Here is a 15,364-nt window from a genome sequence, read left to right as displayed (position 1 = left end):
GTTAATTAAACCCAATGTCTACCAGAAAACTACTACTAAAATTTGCTAAACCTTATCCAGTATTGATTTTATCAACGATATTATTAGGATTTTCTGGAGCTTTATTTAATGGCGTTAGCACGGCTCTAATTGTACCAGTTATTTTAAAAATAGTAGGACAAGATATAGACTTTAAAGGCGCTCCTGGTATTCTTAAAATTCTTCTGAATCCATTTGATGGTGTGCCAGAAAATTACCGGATTGCCGTCATGGCAATAGCAGTTATTGGCACAATTGCTTTGAAGAATTTATCTGCATATATTAATTCATTAACATCTAGTTCTCTAACCCGGATGTTAACATCAGATATGCGAGAAGCGGGACTCAATATTTTATTAAAAGTTGATATAGATTACTACACTAAGATGAAGGCTGGCGATTTAATGAACCGTCTAGGCGGAGAAATGAGTCGCGCCTCTAGTGCTATAAGTAATATAGTTAAATTAACTACTCTGTCAATTACAATTTTAGTTTTTATTGGTTTATTATTGTCGATTTCATGGCCATTAACAATTGCGGCAACAGCTTTAATGTCAGTAGTGACATTTCTGAATCAGTACTTTATTAACCGTTCTAAAAAATTTGGTAAACAACTTAGTGAATTATCTAAAGCATATTCAATTGCTGTACTAGAAATTTTGAATGGAATCAGGTTAGTCAAGTCAACAGGCAATGAAACAAGAGAATATCAACGTATTCAAAAACTGATTAGAGATCGTGAAAAAGCAGATTTTGAATCTCAGGCTAATTTTCAAGTGATCGCTCCATTGAGTGAATTTATGGGCATCACTTGTTTACTGATAATTGTTTTTTTGAGTAAAACTTTATTTGCGAACCAAATTACTGCCGTTTCTACCGTACTATTGACATACTTATTAGTGCTATTGCGATTACTACCACTAATTTCTCAATTAAATGGCCTGCGGAGCAATTTTGCCAGTACCTCTACTAGCGTAGAGATGGTAAGTGAATTTTTAAGGCTAGAAGATAAGCCATTTATGGGTAATGGTAAACTTCCTTATAAAAGTTTAGAACGGGGAGTAAATTTTAAATCTATTTCCTTTGCATATACTGAACATAAACAACAGGTATTGAAAGATATCAATTTATATTTACCTTGTGGCACAACTTTAGCATTAGTAGGAGGTTCTGGTGCTGGTAAATCGACATTGGCAGACCTTTTACCAAGATTTTATGATCCAACAAGTGGCTGTATTACCTTTGATGATGTAGATTTACGAGAGTTTGATTTAACTTCTGTGCGACAACACATGGGAATTGTTAGTCAAGATACTTTTTTGTTTAATGATTCAGTACGGAATAACATCGCCTATGCTAGACCAGAAGCAACAGAAGAAGAAATTATCACAGCAGCACAGAAAGCTAATGCCTATGAATTTATTAGCAAATTACCACAGCAATTTGATACCCTGATAGGCGATCGCGGTGTGATGTTATCAGGTGGTCAAAGACAAAGACTAGCGATCGCACGCGCACTAGTTCAAAATCCAGAAATCCTCATCTTAGACGAAGCTACGAGCGCCTTAGATACTGTTTCCGAACGCTTGGTACAATCTGCACTCGATGAACTCAGTCAAAATCGCACCACCCTAGTCATTGCTCACCGTCTTTCCACAGTCCGTAAAGCTGATCAAATAGCCGTCCTAGATCAAGGTCGTGTTGTAGAAGTTGGAACCCATGAAGAACTGCTCAAAAAAGGTGGATACTATTCACAGCTGTATTCCATGCAATTTGCCAATAACTCCGACACTCCCAGTAAACGCAATCAAAGCTTACTCCGGATATCTTATGAAATTCGCACACAACTTAATTCCATGATTGGGTTAATGCGTTTATTACTTGATGATCTAGTAGATGATTTCTCAGAGCGTCAAGAATTACTGGAAGAATCTTACAAATCATCATGGAGAATCCTCAACACCATTGATGTTTTCGATGATGTAATTAACAGACAAATCAAGGGACAGTTAGTCTCTATCGCCGAACAGAATCGCAGTGGTATCACCACATATTATCAAAATTTTAGTTATCTCTTTGATGAATTTCGCTCCTCTCTTAATCCCATATTTGCCTGCCTCCGCACACTAGCTGATAATGTGGAAGAGCCAATGGAATTTCAAAATCAACTACTTAATGAAGCATATGAATCTGCTATTTATCTTCTGGGCAACTTAGAAAAATTTGAGGATAACATTAAAATATAAAACAATGAAAAACAATATTTTAGCTAAAAACTATATATTTTTTATTAACGAAGAATTACCAAAGCCAGAAGCTCACCTAGTTCAGTCTACTAACGCTGCAAATGGGGCAGCTAACTTAGGTTATTCAACCGTACTAGTTTATCCTCAAAAAGGATTATCAGCTATAAATTTCTGGCATCTAGCTCGTCCTTTTCAACCTCAAAAAATACCAGACAAACTTGTTAATTACTACAACTTACAAGATAAATTAAAAGTTGCTCCCTTACCTATGCCTTGGCCAATTGACAATTGGCAAAATAAAATTACTAATTCTAATACTATTGCCACAAAATATTATTTACCTTTTCATATACTACCAAAAACCCAAATTGTTCACAGTCGTAACTGGAATTTTATTAAAGCTGCCATCAAAAATGGCATTCCAGCAATCTACGAACATCACCATCATGATCACAAACAATTTGAACCGGAAATCGTCAAAAATCCCCTATTTCAAATTGCCATCACAGTAGTAGATACCATCCGTGAAACCATGATTGAAAATGGTATGCCCCCAGAAAAAGTGATTACCCTACACAATGGTTTTAATCGCCTATTTATGGAAAGACAACCTGAAAAATCCAGATTGTGGCGTGAAAAATTATTGCAAAATGAACGAACAAAATTAGTAGTCTATGCAGGAGCATTAAAGCAATTTAAAGGTATTGATGTACTCATTGAGGTAGCTAAAGAAATGCCAAATGTGCAGTTTGCCTGTGCAGGTGGTAAACCAGCAGAAGTTGAACACTATCAACAATTAGCAAAAGACAAGCAAGTAGAAAATATTACTTTTTTAGGTTACATCTTGCATAATGAGTTATCATCTTTGCTACAAGCAGCAGATATCTTGGCTCATCCTCATTGTTTAGGAAAAGCCGCAACTTTTACATCCCCCTTAAAGTTATTCGACTACCTAGCCTCTGGGAATCCCGTTGTTGCTACCGAAATTCCCTCCTTAACTGAGTTTAAAAATACTCCGGCCATTACTGCTTGGTGTGAACCAGATAACCCAACTCAATTTGCTATTGCTCTACGACAAGTATTAGCAACACATCCTAAAAAAATAGCTGGTTATCCAGAAATTATTGACTTTGTTAAGCAGTTCTCTTGGGAAAATCGCGCCGCCAAAATTCTCAGCTACATAGATGAATCCTTTCTACCTCCACTCATCCCCTAAACTAATTTTGATTAGCGACTAAATATGAAAACTGTAGGTATGATTAGCAGCTATCGCGCTCTAGAATCAAGAGCAGATTGGCTGTGGCAACAAACACCCCATCCCTTTGGTGTTTGGGAAAATATACAAATGCAAGCACTAGCAGAAAAACCAAATTTCCTGCTCATGTATCAGTTTGATTTTCCTCAACCATCACCTCCTCCGTCATTATTAGACCGTTTACGGAAAAAGCAACCAAAACCAGAATTAAATATTCATAATCTATTACGTAATGTCAGTAAAGAGCAGATTATTTATTTATTGAGAGAACCACCTTTAGATGAAATTTTAGAAATTAATAAGCGTAATTATCAACAAGCTGAAAATTATTGTGGTTACATTTCTGGCCCTGATGATTTTGCCCCTATTCCCAATTATATGCCTGCTATTTGGTATCATTCTAATTCCTTTAAGGATTTAAATGAAATGCCATGTCCACAAAAAGTATCTAACTGTAGTTGGATTACTTCCGGTATTAATCGCACAGCAAATCATCGGCAACGTCTCGATTTTTTGCAATCTTTAAAATCTAGCGGTATGCAAATTGATTTCTATGGACGTGGTTTAGAAAAATGGGTGAAAACTTCCGGAGAACTTGGTAATAAATGGTACGGCATGGCACCATATTATTATAATTTAGCAATTGAAAACTATGCTGATAATAGTTGGTATGTCAGTGAGAAACTTTGGGATAGTTTATTAGCTTGGTGTTTACCAATTTATTATGGTGGACAAGCCGCAGATAAATTATTACCACCAGGAAGCTTTTTAAGATTACCAAGTTTAGATGAAAAAGGAATTGCTTACATTCAAGAAATAACATCTACACCTGATGCTTGGTATGCTGCCAAAGATGCGATTGCTGAAGCCAGACAAATTATTTTACACAAACTAAACTTACTCAATTGGTTATCAGAATTTGTCACTCAATTTTCTTAATTCAAATTGATAAATGTACATTTTAGGATTTATATATGGATGGTATTTGTACACTTGCTAATGACCGAGTTTATGACCAACTCATTGCCCTCATCAACAGTATAGAAGCAATTTATGGTCAGACAATGCCTGTATGTATCTATCCTTATGATCACAATACAGAAAAAATTGCTGCTGAACTTGTCCACCGCCCTCATGTGACACTTTATGATCACCAAGATTCAATTCAAAAGTGGGATAAATTTGTCAAAGAGATTTGGGATACCCATCCTAACGCCCAAACCCATTGGCAAAAAATAGGAACCGAGAAATATCACAGACTAGGAACTCATCGGCGTTACTGCGCTTTTGATGCTCCTTTTGACCGCTTTGTTTATATGGACGCTGATACTATATTAATGAGCCCATTAGATCATATTTTTACTCAGCTAAATCATCATGATTGGGTAGTATATGATTTTCAATTTAAAGATTTAGCTCATGTTTACAGTGTATCATCAAGCAAATTAAAAGAATTGTTTACCCTAAAACGGTTGCAAACGGAAATATTTTGTTCTGGATTTTATGGTTCTAAAAAAGATATATTTCCTGAACAAAATAGAGAAATGATCCTAGAGTTTTTGCGTCAAGGAGAAGCAGAAGTTCTTTATGATATGGCTCCTGACCAAACAATTCTCAACTATATGGTCATGCGATTAGGGCTATCTAACTATAATTTTGCCCTGGAGTTACCTGCTGATAAAACTACTGGTTGCTCTGTAACCTCTTTACATTTTGAAAACCGAGATCAAATTCTCTATGACAAAGGTAACAGATTAACTTATTTGCATTATATTGGGTTATCTTCTAAATTATTCCATCGAGTTTGTACTGGAGAAAATATTGATTTTCCTTATCGAGATATTTTTCTGTACTATCGCTATTTGCATGAACCAGAACAGCGGCCAAAGTTCACAACTAAAGCTAAGGCTTATAATGCTCTTCCCAGTTTAGGCACAAGAATTTTAAACAAGTTGAAATTAGCTAAAAATTAGAGGTTTAATTGAATGAATAGGGGAATTTATATCATTGCTAATGATAAGGTGACAGAGCAAGCGATTGCTCTCCTGAATAGTATTCGTTTATATGATGCTGATACACCAGTAGTCATGATTCCTTATGATGATAATTATCATGCTATTGCTGATATTTTGGGTAAAAATTATGGCGTAAAAATCTATGAAGACCTAGATTTTATTGCTCGTCTTTCTCAAAGATTATATGAAACCTTTGGGGGTCAGTTTTTTGCTCGTCCTAATCAATTTCGTAAACAAGCTTGCTGGTTTGGAGAATTTGATGAATTTTTGTATATTGATACTGATATTGTTGTTTTTGAAAAAATAATTGATAATCTCAATTATTTGAAAAATACTGACTTTATCTGTTGTGATTACCAACATTTAGGAGGGATTAAAAATGTTTTTAATTCCCAAGTAATAGAAAATAAAGTATTTACAAAGGACGAAGTTAAAGAAATTTTTAATGGTGGTTTTTGGGGTTCTAAGAAAAACTTAATTTCCGAAAATGATTTGTATGAAACATTTGCTGAATGTGCATCTCATCCAGAATATTTTGATTTTTCTGAAAAAACTTCTGACCAACCAATTATCAATTATATGCTACTTAAGCGTATTCCCCATCGTTTTAACATCGTTCGTAGAGAAGGAAAAGCGCCAGGAAATTGGGGGGGAACACCACATTTTCAGACCCAAGGTAATATTTTATTTGATCCAACAGTTAATCAACCTCTACAATATCTTCATTGGGCAGGAATTAAAATTCAACCAGGTTGTCCCTATTGGGAAACTTGGGAATATTATCGTAATTTAAATCCTGGTATACCTCCCGCTGCTATTCCTACACCTGCGAAAAAAAGTCAGTGGCAGCAGACTGTTGACAATCTTAAAAACCAAGTTAGACAACTGAGAAATAAGTAACTCTTCACAGTCCAAATATGGATCAAAAAATCTTTAGATATCCTCTAGCTACTTTAGAGGGTGTTTGAAAAGTGGTGACTGATATAGCGGTTATCGGTTGAGTGAGGTACAAGAACCCCACCCCTAACCCCCTCCCCGCAAGCGAGGAGAGGGCTATGATATACCTCATGTGATTAGGAAACGCTATATATTAAAAACTTTAGATCCTCCTAAATCCTCCTTTTTAAGGAGGACTGTGAGCAGGTTATTCCCTGTTTAAGGAGGTTAGGAGGGATCTCGATACAAGCATAAACTTCTCTTGTTAAGACCAAGAATCTAAATCTAAAGATTGCATTCCTTGACTTTTAACATAATCTAGCATACCTCCCAACTGCCACCAAACAAATAAGCAAGTTAGCAGACTAATTGGTAAACCCACACCTAAAGCTAGTCCAAAGGGAAAACCAAATATCTCTAAACCGGAAGACAGAAATAAACAAATACCACCCGTAATACCAATAAATGGCACTAACAATTGTTTATAAAAGAAACGGGCATTAGTATTTTGTTCAGATGACTTATCTTTAGACTTATCCTTTGGCCATTCTTGGACAATTACTTTTAATGTGCCAGATAGGGCTAAACCTGAAGTTAAAGCGATGAGAAAACCAATTAATAGTGAAATGTAAGGTGGTTGTAGAGGGTAATAGTACATTAAAACTCCTGATTGTTATTAAAATTCGTTTTTATTTACTGAGGGATTATTTGGGCAGAATAGCAGCTACACCTTCTCTAGATAACTCTGTTAACAAGCCAACTGCTACATTTAATAACCGATTTGGTGGTAAGTCATCTTTGACTAAATTCCATAGCCGTTGTACTTCTTCAGTATGTAAGCGGTCATCTTCGGTAATGGCAAGAACTAACTCACGACGGAGGAATTTACCTTCTTCAGATAGTAAAAATTGTAAGCCCATTTTCGCTGTAGGTAAAACATCAAATTCCTCATCGGTACGAGCAATAGAAATTAAGTTTTCTAACCGCTGCCACTGGAATTTACCATTTTTAAATAATACATTCAGCAACCTCCGTCTTAATGCGGGAGATTCCCCTGTCAGCAACCGCCTTGCTATGTAGGGATAACCTATTTCCACGATTTTAAAGTTGGGGTTAAGGCTGAGAGCAATGCCTTCTTGTGTCACCAGCGAACGAATAATTAAAGCAAATTTGGCTGGTACTCGGAAAGGATATTCATACATCAATTCCGAAAATTCATCAGTGATGGTTTTGAAGTTAAAGTCTTTGACATTTTTGCCAATAGCATTTCCCAATACGGCTTCTAATGCTGGTACAATGGGGCAAATATTTGTATCTGGGGCTAAAAAGCCTAGTTTGACAAAGTCTTCAGCTAAGTCGGTGTAATCTTTATTTACCAGATGTACTAAGGCATCTACAAGTGATTCTTTAGTAGTTTCCTCTAATTGATCCATCATGCCAAAGTCGATGTAAGCCATCCGACCATCGGGGACAGCAAACAAATTACCTGGATGGGGATCTGCATGGAAAAAACCATGTTCTAATAGCTGTTGTAATCCGGTCGTAACACCTATTTGGATAATTGTTTCTGGATCTAAACCTGCTTGGCGGATGCTTTGTGTATCGGTGAGTTTAAATCCGTTAATCCATTCTAGAGTTAAAACATGATTACTGGTATAACGCCAATAAATAGACGGAACTTTGACGTGAGGATCATCATGGAAGTTATTGGCAAATTGTTCGGCGTTGCGACCTTCGTTGATGTAATCTATTTCTTCAAATAGTTTTGTGCCAAACTCGTCCACAATTAATGTCAGGTCGTGACCCAGATTGAGAGGCAACCAAGGTGTTAGCCAACCTGCTGCCCAGCGCATTAAATACAAGTCTTTTGTAATGACTGGACGTAGGTGCGGACGCTGAACTTTTACGGCTACTTCTTCACCACTGAGTAAACGACCCCGATAGACTTGACCTAAACTGGCTGCTGCTACTGGCTTGGGTGAGAGTTCTCTAAATATTTCCTGAATTGGTCGGTCGAGTTCAGTTTCAATAATGTGGTAAGCCAGGGCATTATCGAAGGGTGGTAACTGGTCTTGTAACTTTATCAGTTCTACTAAAAAGTCTTTGCGGATTAGGTCAGGTCTGGTGGAGAGTGCTTGACCTACTTTAATAAATGTAGGGCCAAGGTGAGTGAGCAGTTCTCGCAACTGGGTAGCTCGTTTCCCCTTGTTCTGCTCAACTTGATTTTGCCATTCATCCCACTTGAGACCGAGTATAAATCCTGCAAAAGAGAGGATGATTCTTAGCAGTCTGCCCCAAGCTAACCAGGGACGGTAACGATAGTAACGAGCGATCGCGTCTGGATTATACTGCTTTAGTTGAGCAGGTTGATACTGACCCACGCCTTTATTTGCCTCTTCAACTGGGAATTTTACGATAGATAATTGGTTGACAAAGTATTGAGCTTTGCCTATTGACAGACACTATGTCAGGCTAAAGAAGCCTACTTCAACTGTCTAGAGTTGTTTATCTTTTTCTTAATTATACTTTATAAAAGTACAAACATTTGTTCTCCAGCTGGAGTATTTTATATTTTATGTAATTTGTTGAGTTAAAAAGGTTGAGATCCCCGAATCTCCAAGAAGTCGGGAATCTGGTTGTTATTCAGGAATAATTGAGGATATTGAGTTTACTTTGATTTGGCCTCTAAAGTTTCTAAGCGGCTTTTTAGTTCCTGATTTTGTTGTTTGAGTTGGTCGAGTTCTTCACGCATTTGACGCAAGCTTTTTTCTGGGCCAATATTCTTTTGGACTTTGGAAACTTCTTCTTCAGCATAACGACGAACACGCCCATCGGCTGTTTGATTAGCTAAAGATTGTAAAATAGCGATCGCTTTGGGAGTTTCCATTTGTCCTAATGCTGACACCACTGCCACCTGTGTCAAAAAGAACGTTTCTCTAGCTATTTCTGCCAATCGGGCTAAAATTCGTTCTAAATTAGCAGGAGTTTGACCAACAGAAATTTTTCCTAAAGCACGAATTGTCGCTAGTCGTAACGGTTGGGGGATGCCCAGTTTGGTGTATTCAATCAGCAAATTCAAAGCCGTTTCAGAAGTTTTCAATTCAGCCAGTCCAGCAACTGCGCCACTCCGTACCACTTCGTTCCAACCGGCCTTTTCTTCCAAAACAGATTTTAGCAGCTTGATAACCTTATCTTCATGGGGTTTATCTTCCAAATTAGCAGCTGCAATTGTGCCAATGGTACGACAAGCAGCAGCTTCCACATAGTAGCTGGCATCACCATCCTGCACAAAACTTTTCACAGCTTTATAACTAGTATGAGTTTTGATTTGAGATAGAGACTCTACCACCGCACGACGTACATAAGGACTTTGGTCTTGCAAACCAGAAACTAAAGCATCAAAAGCTTGATCTAACTTAATTTCTGCTAACTGTTTAGCCACTTCTACACGCACACCCCAAAAGGAATCATTTTCTAAAGCTGCTGATAGTGCTTTTGTCGATTCTAATGCGCCTTTTTTAGCTAAAGCTTCAGCCGCATAGATGCGAGAAATGGGATTTGGGTCAAATTCTAACTGTGCTTTCAACTCTGGGACTGGATATTCTAAAGCCACAGTTTTCAGGTAATTATTACCCACATCAAAGCTGATAAAATCAGGTTTTGATGTCAATGGGAAGTAGAAACTTTGTTCTCGTTCATTCACACGCACAGTGAAACTTTTGAGTTCTAATTTTGGCTGAGTATAACCAAAACCGATGGGAATTTTCAGATCAAATAAATCCTTCTGCCCATTATTATCTGTACTGGCTTGGGTTTGAGTCACCGTCACCTTAGCTAAATTCGCATCTCCATCCCAAGAGTAAGCAACTTTAAAATCGGGATAACCACCGCGATAAACATACTGGTCAAACAGAAACGTGAGATTTCGTCCAGTTGCTTTTTCAATTGACCTTAATAAATCTACTGTTTCTACAGTTTGATGAGCATAATCATTAACAAAGGTTTGAATGGCTTGCCAAAATAATTCATCTCCTAATTCTGTACGAATCATGTGATAAACACAAGATCCTTTTTCGTAAATATGGCGGTCATAAAGCTCAATTGCTTCCCGGTAAACATGAGTTACCATTGGCCGACGATAGCGACTACTATCTTCGCTCAAGTAACTTCGAGCTTCCAATAAGCGATAATAGGCTGCGTCCTGGATACCATATTCATGTTCTGTCCACATGACTTCAGAATAGGAAGCCATTCCTTCCTTAATCCAAGCGTGAGACCAATGTTTAATTACCAGCAAATCACCAAACCACTGGTGTGCGAGTTCATGGACAACTAAGCTTTCTGTATTGCGGTTATCTAATGTTGCCCTTTCATCTAGTAAACAGCGGTCGGTTAAGAGAGTTGTGGAGGTGTTTTCCATACCTCCAAAAATAAAGTCATCGACGCAAACTTGGGCATATTTGGGAAAAGGGTATGGATAACCATACTTTTCACTCAAAAATTCGATCATGCGGGGGGTTTTTTCCATGCTACGTTTAGCATCTGCTTCCCTGCCCTTTTCTACGTAGTAGGTGACGGGTTTACCTTGCCACTCGTCTCGAATTTCGGCAAAGTCACCTACCGCTAATGTCATCAAGTAAGTAGGATGAACTTGCTGCTGTAACCAATGGTAAATTTTATCATTGCCATTTTCTTGGGTGTGGATCAATTCACCATTAGAAATAGCAATCAGATATTTGGGAACACGAACTCGAATTTCCGAAGTTGATAACTGTCCTGGGTAGTCAAAACAGGGAAACCAAAAACGAGAGTCTTCGTCTTCTCCTTGAGTCCAGACTTGGGTGGGTTTGTCTGGATAGTGTTTATCTGGTTGAATAAAGTAAATTCCCCGCTGGGGTTTTTCCACTGAGTAAGCGATCGCAATCAACAATCTCTTACCTGTCTGAGTTGGTTGAGACAGTTGAATTGCCAGCTTTTCTCCATCATATTCAAACTTTTGCGGTACTTCGTCTACCTGTACAGATTGGATATTCAGGTTTACAGCATCCAAGGTCAAACGCTCAATATTATTACGGATAGGCAATAATCTAATACTACAATTGCCATAGTAACTTTGGTTCGGAATATCCAAACTCAGGTCGAGAAAAATATGCTCTACCTGTCCGGGTTTGTCAGGGTTGTAGTGTGGTTTAGCCCCTGGCAACTCAAACGATTTGTGTCCGTTATTCTCTGTATCAAAATAAGAATGCAACATTGATAATTACTGACCTTGTAATCCTGAAACTTTCATAAAAATACCGATAGCTACGCTTGCCGTCGGCATCGTAGATGCGTATCCCCAATCAATATGATTATTTGATGAGGATTTTTCTCTGGGATGGGATGATTGGTATTAACCTTTTCATTTTGCTCCCAAGTCTCGATGTTTTGATGTCATCTGATATTTTGCACTTTTACATCTTCGGGACAAGAGTGTCTTGCACCGCGCTGTGTTCACGTAGCGTGCCGTTAGGCAATAGATTTCTGTTAAGCACAAATACTATCGATCATTCTTCTAGCTTAGAATAGCTTGTGGCTAAGAGTCCGACTATTTTTTGGATATCAACTAAGATACCATTTGCGGATTGACTCCTGACTCTAGTGAAGTCTTTTTTAGAGCCACTACAAATTCTGCGTGTGTATAAACACTAATTTTATCAGTAAAAACCGCTAAATTAGTGGAAATCGGTGATAAAAATCCTAAATATAGCAATCCTAAATGATTTATGAACGCTTTCTTTTCCCTATTCCCTGCCCCCACCAATCAATCAACTCAAATAGGATTGCTATATTGACTATCACTGTTTTAACTGCCTGATAATAATTTATTTGCTCAAAAGAGGACAATAACAATGCCTGAAAGTAAATCAAAGTTTTTAGTTCCTGCTATTAGTACTGCTATAGTCGTGGCTGGAGGTATTGCAGTTTATATGTATTTAAAATCTCCTACGGGAGATAGTTCCAGTCCTCTGGGCAGTGCTAAAGTAGTACCGGCTAATGCCTTAATCGCAACTTATATCAATACAGATGATCAATCTTGGAATAAGTTACGGCAATTTGGTAATCCACAAGCCCAACAGCTAATAACAAAAAGTCTAGAAGATGTCAATAAAGAACTATTAAGTGGTAGTAATATTTCTTACGAAACAGACATTAAGCCTTGGGTAGGTGGTGTGATGATTGCTGTGTTACCACCAACTCCGCCTACACCAACTCCGCCTACACCAACTCCGCCGAATGCACCTATTAAGCCAAAACAAGAGCCAAATATCCTGTTAGTAGTAGGTATTAAGGATAAACTCAGTGCTTTGAATTTTTCTAAGAAATTGAAAGAGCAAAAAAACCTGCAAACTGAGGAATCAGACTATAAAGGTCAGAAAATTATTGCTAGTAAAAGTAAGGGTAAATCGACATACACAACGGTTTTGAATAATAGCCAGTTGCTGTTAGCACCAGAAAAACAAGCTTTAGAAAAAGCTATTGACACTTATAAAGGTGAACCTTCTTTTGCGACTAAAGAAGGTGCAAGCAGCATTCTCTCCAAAGGTGTGGATGTAAAAAACAGCCTTGCTCAAATTTATGTTCCTGATTACGCCAATATGGCACAGCAATTAACAGCATTAAATCCTCAAGCTAGGCCATTACCTCCCCAAACCTTGGCACAACTTAAACAAGTAAAGTCGATGGTAGCAGGTATTGGTGTTGATGATGCAGGATTGCGGTTAAAAGCTGTAGTGAATTTAGATCCGCAACTGAGCAAATTTCAGTATCAAACGACTCCTGCCAAGATAGTGGGACAATTTCCTAGCGATACCTTTGCTTTAGTCACTGGACAGAATATTAATCGTAGTTGGCAAACTTTGGTAGAACAGTCAAAAGATTATCCTGAACTGAAGCAAGTAATTGAACAGACTCGCGGACAACTACAACAATTTGCCAATCTTGATTTAGATAAAGATATTTTTGGTTGGATGAATCAAGAATTTGCTTTGGGTGCTGTGAAATCAAGTCAAGGATGGTTAGCTAATGTAGGATTTGGGGGAGCGATAGTATTTGATACGAGCGATCGCAAAACAGCCGAAGCCACCTTCACTAAATTAGATGATTTAGCCAAAAAACAATCTCTCAACGTTGCTCAAAAAAGCATTGGTGGTAAAAATATCACAGAATGGCAAATACCCCAGCAAGGCGCTTTAGTAGCACATGGTTGGCTAGATCAGGACACCGTATTTCTCGCTATTGGCGGACCCGTTGGCGAAACCCTAGCAGATAAAAAAGGTCAATCTCTCGATAACACGGACACCTTTAAATCCGTAACAGGTTCTTTGCAAAAACCCAACGCAGGCTATTTTTACTTAGATATGGACAACACCACATCCCTGATTACTCGTTTTGCCACAGCAGGTCAACCTCTTCCTCCCGAAGCTAGTGCTATCCTGAGTTCCATTCGTGGTATTGGTGTGACTGTGAATAGCCCTGATAAATCTACCAGTCAAATGGAAATGTTGTTGTCTCTGAAACCTGCTACTGCAAAGTAAATTAAATTACTTGTAATCGGGCAGTATACATCTCCAAACAAGACGTAGGGATAATTCATTAATTATCCCTACAAAGGGTTTTTACCTATCAATACCTTTTCCTCCTTGCACCTGATTACATTTCTCTGGTCTAATTAGCAATTTGGGTTAATCACTTACTTCTCTGTGTGGGTTTTTAGCCATTGTTCCAGGTCAGAAATGTCCACAAAATCAAATAATGCTTCTCCCAGGTCTTCTAGTTGTTCTATGGTGAGTTTGTTGATATTTTCGATGTAATTACTGCTCAATTTTCCGAATCGCTTGGATAACTGACGTACCAGTAAGTTTGTTGCTTCTTCCTGCTTTGCTTCTTGATATACTCTTGTTTGCTTGATACCATTCACTAAAAATATCAGGTCTGTGTGCATTTTCTATAATTCTATGTGGGATTTGAGCCATTGTTCTAGGTCGTTAATGTCCACAAAATCTAACAATGCTTCTCCCAGGTCTTCTAGTTGCTCTATTGTTAGATTTTTGATATTTTGTAGGTTATTATCGCTCAATTTCCCAAATCTCTTGGATAATATTCGCAGTAGTAAGCTTGTCGCTTCATCTTGTTTACCTTCTTGCCTTGCTTCTTGATATACCCTTGTTTGCTTGATATCACTGACTAAAAACATCGCTTCAATCTCCTGACGGCTTAATTGTGAGAATTTTGACACCAAAACACTTTCTAATAAATCTATAATACCTTGTCTTTCTGTGTTGTTGCTAATCTCTGTTTTGGTTCTTTGCATTAAGTTTTTAACTAATTCTGGTGTTTGGGTTTCTTTACTCAGAATTAACTCAATCAATCCCATACCGATTGAACCTGTTGGGATTTCATCTAAATAAATTCTTTGAATGCGACCACTATTAACTAATTCTTGCTGGAAGGGAGTTAATATTTCTACATCCAAACTACGTTTACCAAATAAAGCTACTGCTTGCCAATCTTGTGCGGGTTTGTATTGATTGAGATAAATGTTGATTTCTGTAATTAATTCCCAGTAGAATTCTGGTTTGTTTTGGAATTGAACTTCTACAAAATAAATGGGCTTTTCTAAACTATCTGGCATGAAAATCCCATCAAATCGAAAAGCTTTTTCTTTGACTTCGACAGATGTGAAGTTATAGCTTTTGGCATTTTCTGTGGGTTGTCCAAGTAGTTCAAATAATAGGGTGTGGAAGGTGAGAAAGATTTGATAGAATATCGTATCTGTGTGCATATTTTTATTAATAATGTAAGTTGCTAGTTAGGGAAAATGTCTGAATCAGGATATCCAGGATTTAAGGATT

The 15,364-nt window shown here is 37.7% G+C and carries 11 protein-coding genes; 6 read left to right on the top strand and 5 right to left on the bottom strand.

The genetic code is table 11. The features are described 5' to 3' along the window. The first annotated feature begins 14 nt into the window (after positions 1-14). The 5 genes from VB713_RS19550 to VB713_RS19530 are packed head-to-tail and all read left to right on the top strand — an operon-like array spanning position 15 to position 6,434. Positions 15-2,264, top strand: coding sequence for an ABC transporter ATP-binding protein (locus tag VB713_RS19550; protein ID WP_323313175.1), 2,250 nt, complete (start codon positions 15-17; stop codon positions 2,262-2,264). A 4-nt stretch (positions 2,265-2,268) separates the two neighbouring features. Further along, complete coding sequence (locus VB713_RS19545) at positions 2,269-3,480, top strand: glycosyltransferase (protein WP_323313174.1); 1,212 nt, start codon at positions 2,269-2,271, stop codon at positions 3,478-3,480. Positions 3,481-3,504: 24 nt separating this feature from the next. Then, entirely contained in the window at positions 3,505-4,458 is a 954-nt protein-coding gene (locus VB713_RS19540; protein ID WP_323313173.1) for a glycosyltransferase family 10 domain-containing protein, read from the top strand. Positions 4,459-4,493: 35 nt separating this feature from the next. Then, a complete protein-coding gene (locus VB713_RS19535; RefSeq protein WP_323313172.1) occupies positions 4,494-5,492 on the top strand; it encodes an Npun_R2821/Npun_R2822 family protein in 999 nt (332 codons plus the stop codon). A 12-nt stretch (positions 5,493-5,504) separates the two neighbouring features. Continuing rightward, positions 5,505-6,434 carry an Npun_R2821/Npun_R2822 family protein gene (locus tag VB713_RS19530; RefSeq protein WP_323313171.1) on the top strand — a complete coding sequence of 310 codons (930 nt, stop codon included), beginning with the start codon at positions 5,505-5,507 and terminating at the stop codon, positions 6,432-6,434. A gap of 301 nt (positions 6,435-6,735) precedes the next feature. Here the strand turns inward: VB713_RS19530 and VB713_RS19525 are convergent, their stop codons facing one another. The 3 genes from VB713_RS19525 to VB713_RS19515 all read right to left on the bottom strand — a co-directional run bounded on the left by VB713_RS19525 (position 6,736) and on the right by VB713_RS19515 (position 11,724). Further along, positions 6,736-7,128, bottom strand: coding sequence for a hypothetical protein (locus VB713_RS19525; protein ID WP_323313170.1), 393 nt, complete (start codon positions 7,126-7,128; stop codon positions 6,736-6,738). Positions 7,129-7,174: 46 nt separating this feature from the next. Continuing rightward, the gene (locus VB713_RS19520; RefSeq protein ID WP_323313169.1) at positions 7,175-8,851 is read right to left on the bottom strand and encodes an AarF/ABC1/UbiB kinase family protein; all 1,677 of its coding nucleotides are present in this window, start codon (positions 8,849-8,851) and stop codon (positions 7,175-7,177) included. A gap of 287 nt (positions 8,852-9,138) precedes the next feature. Then, on the bottom strand, positions 9,139-11,724 hold the full coding sequence (locus VB713_RS19515) for a M1 family metallopeptidase (RefSeq protein WP_323313168.1): 2,586 nt from the start codon (positions 11,722-11,724) through the stop codon (positions 9,139-9,141). Between the two features lie 637 nt (positions 11,725-12,361). Between VB713_RS19515 and VB713_RS19510 the strand changes: the two genes are divergently transcribed. After that, positions 12,362-14,047 (top strand): DUF3352 domain-containing protein, encoded by a 1,686-nt coding sequence (locus tag VB713_RS19510; protein WP_323313167.1) that lies wholly within the window; start codon positions 12,362-12,364, stop codon positions 14,045-14,047. Between the two features lie 155 nt (positions 14,048-14,202). Here the strand turns inward: VB713_RS19510 and VB713_RS19505 are convergent, their stop codons facing one another. Beyond that, positions 14,203-14,454, bottom strand: a complete 252-nt coding sequence (locus VB713_RS19505; protein WP_323313166.1) for a DUF4351 domain-containing protein — start codon at positions 14,452-14,454, stop codon at positions 14,203-14,205. 3 nt (positions 14,455-14,457) lie between these two features. Further along, positions 14,458-15,294: a DUF2887 domain-containing protein gene (locus VB713_RS19500; RefSeq protein WP_323313165.1), complete on the bottom strand. Its 837-nt coding sequence runs from the start codon at positions 15,292-15,294 to the stop codon at positions 14,458-14,460. Positions 15,295-15,364: the final 70 nt, after the last annotated feature.

This window comes from Anabaena cylindrica UHCC 0172, from assembly GCF_034931625.1.
Taxonomy (GTDB): Bacteria; Cyanobacteriota; Cyanobacteriia; order Cyanobacteriales; family Nostocaceae; genus Anabaena; species Anabaena cylindrica_A.
The sequence above is the reverse complement of the archived record's forward strand: the minus strand, read 5'-3'. Positions and strand labels throughout refer to the sequence as shown.

Coding starts and splice junctions, on each gene's coding strand:
- VB713_RS19550 (WP_323313175.1), top strand. CDS start 15: ATGTCTACCAGAAAACTACTACTAAAATTTGCTAAACCTTATCCAGTA.
- VB713_RS19545 (WP_323313174.1), top strand. CDS start 2,269: ATGAAAAACAATATTTTAGCTAAAAACTATATATTTTTTATTAACGAA.
- VB713_RS19540 (WP_323313173.1), top strand. CDS start 3,505: ATGAAAACTGTAGGTATGATTAGCAGCTATCGCGCTCTAGAATCAAGA.
- VB713_RS19535 (WP_323313172.1), top strand. CDS start 4,494: ATGGATGGTATTTGTACACTTGCTAATGACCGAGTTTATGACCAACTC.
- VB713_RS19530 (WP_323313171.1), top strand. CDS start 5,505: ATGAATAGGGGAATTTATATCATTGCTAATGATAAGGTGACAGAGCAA.
- VB713_RS19525 (WP_323313170.1), bottom strand. CDS start 7,128: ATGTACTATTACCCTCTACAACCACCTTACATTTCACTATTAATTGGT.
- VB713_RS19515 (WP_323313168.1), bottom strand. CDS start 11,724: ATGTTGCATTCTTATTTTGATACAGAGAATAACGGACACAAATCGTTT.
- VB713_RS19510 (WP_323313167.1), top strand. CDS start 12,362: ATGCCTGAAAGTAAATCAAAGTTTTTAGTTCCTGCTATTAGTACTGCT.
- VB713_RS19505 (WP_323313166.1), bottom strand. CDS start 14,454: ATGCACACAGACCTGATATTTTTAGTGAATGGTATCAAGCAAACAAGA.
- VB713_RS19500 (WP_323313165.1), bottom strand. CDS start 15,294: ATGCACACAGATACGATATTCTATCAAATCTTTCTCACCTTCCACACC.